The 2,355-nt window shown below is 57.6% G+C and carries 4 protein-coding genes; 2 read left to right on the plus strand and 2 right to left on the minus strand.

Annotated elements, in window-relative coordinates:
• Positions 1 to 107: 107 nt before the first annotated feature.
• Positions 108 to 560: a cupin domain-containing protein gene (locus tag NW853_RS05760; RefSeq protein WP_414333033.1), complete on the minus strand. Its 453-nt coding sequence runs from the start codon at positions 558 to 560 to the stop codon at positions 108 to 110.
• Between the two features lie 44 nt (positions 561 to 604).
• On the minus strand, positions 605 to 1,384 hold the full coding sequence (locus NW853_RS05765) for a cysteine hydrolase family protein (protein ID WP_414348285.1): 780 nt from the start codon (positions 1,382 to 1,384) through the stop codon (positions 605 to 607).
• Between the two features lie 217 nt (positions 1,385 to 1,601).
• Here NW853_RS05765 and NW853_RS05770 point away from each other — a divergent pair, with 217 nt between their 5' ends.
• Together NW853_RS05770 and NW853_RS05775 are read left to right on the plus strand one after the other, a co-directional pair.
• On the plus strand, positions 1,602 to 1,772 hold the full coding sequence (locus tag NW853_RS05770) for a hypothetical protein (protein WP_414338501.1): 171 nt from the start codon (positions 1,602 to 1,604) through the stop codon (positions 1,770 to 1,772).
• Between the two features lie 2 nt (positions 1,773 to 1,774).
• Positions 1,775 to 2,296 (plus strand): GNAT family N-acetyltransferase, encoded by a 522-nt coding sequence (locus NW853_RS05775; RefSeq protein ID WP_414333028.1) that lies wholly within the window; start codon positions 1,775 to 1,777, stop codon positions 2,294 to 2,296.
• The last annotated feature ends 59 nt before the right edge of the window (positions 2,297 to 2,355 follow it).

The raw sequence follows: 2,355 nt of genomic DNA on the forward strand, positions 1-2,355 counted from the left end.
AGCCCAAAATCCCTTGCCTTGGGAGGGAAGCTTGGCTCCAAGCGGATAGACAGAAGGGGTAAGAACCGCTGTTGGAATAGGCCCAAGTCTCCAGGAGTACTTGAGGCTCAAGCCCTTCTCCAGCCCCCAGATAAAACTGCCAGATCCTCTTCGTCCAAGTCAGCAGGGATCCCGGATCGGATCAGCTCGGCAAAATCTTCGTTGGGCACCATCATACAGAGGGCGTAGAGACGGCCAGGGCCGGTGTTGTGGATTTCGTGGACACCGGTCGGCGGCACCAGGATGCTGTCTCCGGTTTTGATGGGGGCCGCTTTCCCATCGCAAATAGCTAAACCTTCCCCCTTGAGCACGAAAAACATTTCCACAGCCATTTGATGGCGATTGGGGGGCGTTCTGCCTCCCTCATCGAAAATCTCGACACAGAACGTTAGCGAGACTTGAGCATGAGAAGGATCGAACACAATGGCCAGACGATTGGTGTCGTGGGGGCTGATGCGATAGGCCTGATAATCGGCAGGAGTTTTGACGATTGGGATCACACAGCGGGAGAGCGTTTGCATCGGGATCCTCCCCTCAAGAGAGGGTGGGTGGAAAGTGGCAAGCGCTAAGAGGGGAGAGCTGCCAGCAAATCAGCAGAGGAAGCAATAAAGCCAAAGCACTGCTTGACGTTGTAAAGGGTGGCCCGCAGACAGTACTCAGGAGAGGTGGTGGCGGCGCAGTCTTCTAGCAAAATGCAGTCGTAGCCGAGGAAATTGGCGTCTTGCAGCGTGGTCATAACACACTGATCGATGTTCACGCCGGCAAAAAAGAGGGTGGTACGTCCGAGATTTTTGAGAATGCTGTCGAGAGGGGTGTCCCAAAAGCCACTCATGCGGAACTTATCCACCCAAATATCCTCGGGTTTGACTTCCAATTCCTCCACCACAGCCGCGCCCCAACTGCCGCGGGTGAGAACCAAAGACCCCTTTTTGGGCAAGGGATCCCCCAGCCCTACCCCCTCTCCGGTGGGATTGTAGACGTGTCGCAGGCCAGCGCTGATGTTGAGCAGGTCGGGCCGATTGCCCCAGTTGACCCACACGATCGGCACCTGGGCCTGCCGCAGGCGGGGCAATAGAGTTTTCAGGGGGCCAATGGGAGCTCGCGCCGGTGTCACATCGACGCCAATGCTGGCCAGCCACCCGTCGGGGTGGCAAAAGTCGTTTTGCATGTCAATGACCAGCAGCGCCGCTTTGGCCAGATCCAGGCGCAGGGTTTTGCTGGAGGTAGGCAGCAGGATGGGCCGAGGCTCTAAAGGCGGGCGGGTGATGTCGGCCATTGCGGCGTTCACAGCCCAGGCATTGGGAGGGATCCCCAAAGTCTTTAAGGGGCGGCTTGGGGGTCTCATCGGCTCTCCGCTCACGGGTCAGGGCAAGTACCTACCTACCTGCGCTTAACCTTAATGCACGACGGAGCTTACTTTGGAATCATAGGCTACAGTCTCTCACCTTGTTGACGCGCGGGATCCCGCCCGGTTAGTCGATAGGGGCTGGGGAAGGTTGCCACAAGGCCGACCAGAGATCCTGCTCTGGACTATACTGTAAAGGCCAAGGTTATGTAGAAATATGAACATTCTACGGCAGTATATCTTTCCCGCTCTCATCCTGCTGGTGTTCCTATTTACTCTGGTGGTGGTGAGCATCCGCTCGTTTCTGCCGGAAGATATGGCCCAGCCGGCCCCGGTAGAGGAAGTAACATCGATGGGTCTTGCCGATCTTTCTTCCGCGAATGCTTGAGGATGGCTGAACTGGAGATCCCTCTGCCTGCTGGTTACCGTTGGCGCATTGGCTCTGCTTGGGATCGGCCCTGGGTGCGGCGGGGATTGCAGGCCACCTTGCAGGAGTCTTTCCCCGAGCAAAGCCAGTGGGATCACCTGGAAGCGACCCTGGATCGCCTCTTTGACCCCCCCCGTACTCCCTGCTGGTGGATCCTCAACGAAGCAACAGGGGAGCCGGTGGGCGGCGTGTGGGCCGGCATTTCTACCGACCAAGCCACTCATCGTCGGGTGGCCTACGTTTTTTTGCTCTGGGTGGATCCCGCCCATCGTCGGCGGGGGCTGGGCAGAGCTTTGCTGCAACAGGTAGAACGCTGGGGATCCCAGCAGCAGTTGTCGGCCATCACCTTGCAGGTTTACCGCCACAATCAAGCTGCCCTTAACTTCTATAGGCAGGCCCACTTTGCTGTGCAAGGCTACTGGCTATACAAACCCCTCGGCCCTGCTGCCGCCTCGCAGGAACTGGAAGACTACGAAGTTTTGTAAAGAAGCTGGGATCTGCCCGCAGCCGCTCTTTTGATGAAAACGTGATGGAAACGATGGCA

It is taken from the genome of Synechococcus sp. H55.11 (assembly GCF_047462475.1).
In the GTDB taxonomy this organism is placed as follows: Bacteria; Cyanobacteriota; Cyanobacteriia; order Thermostichales; family Thermostichaceae; genus Thermostichus.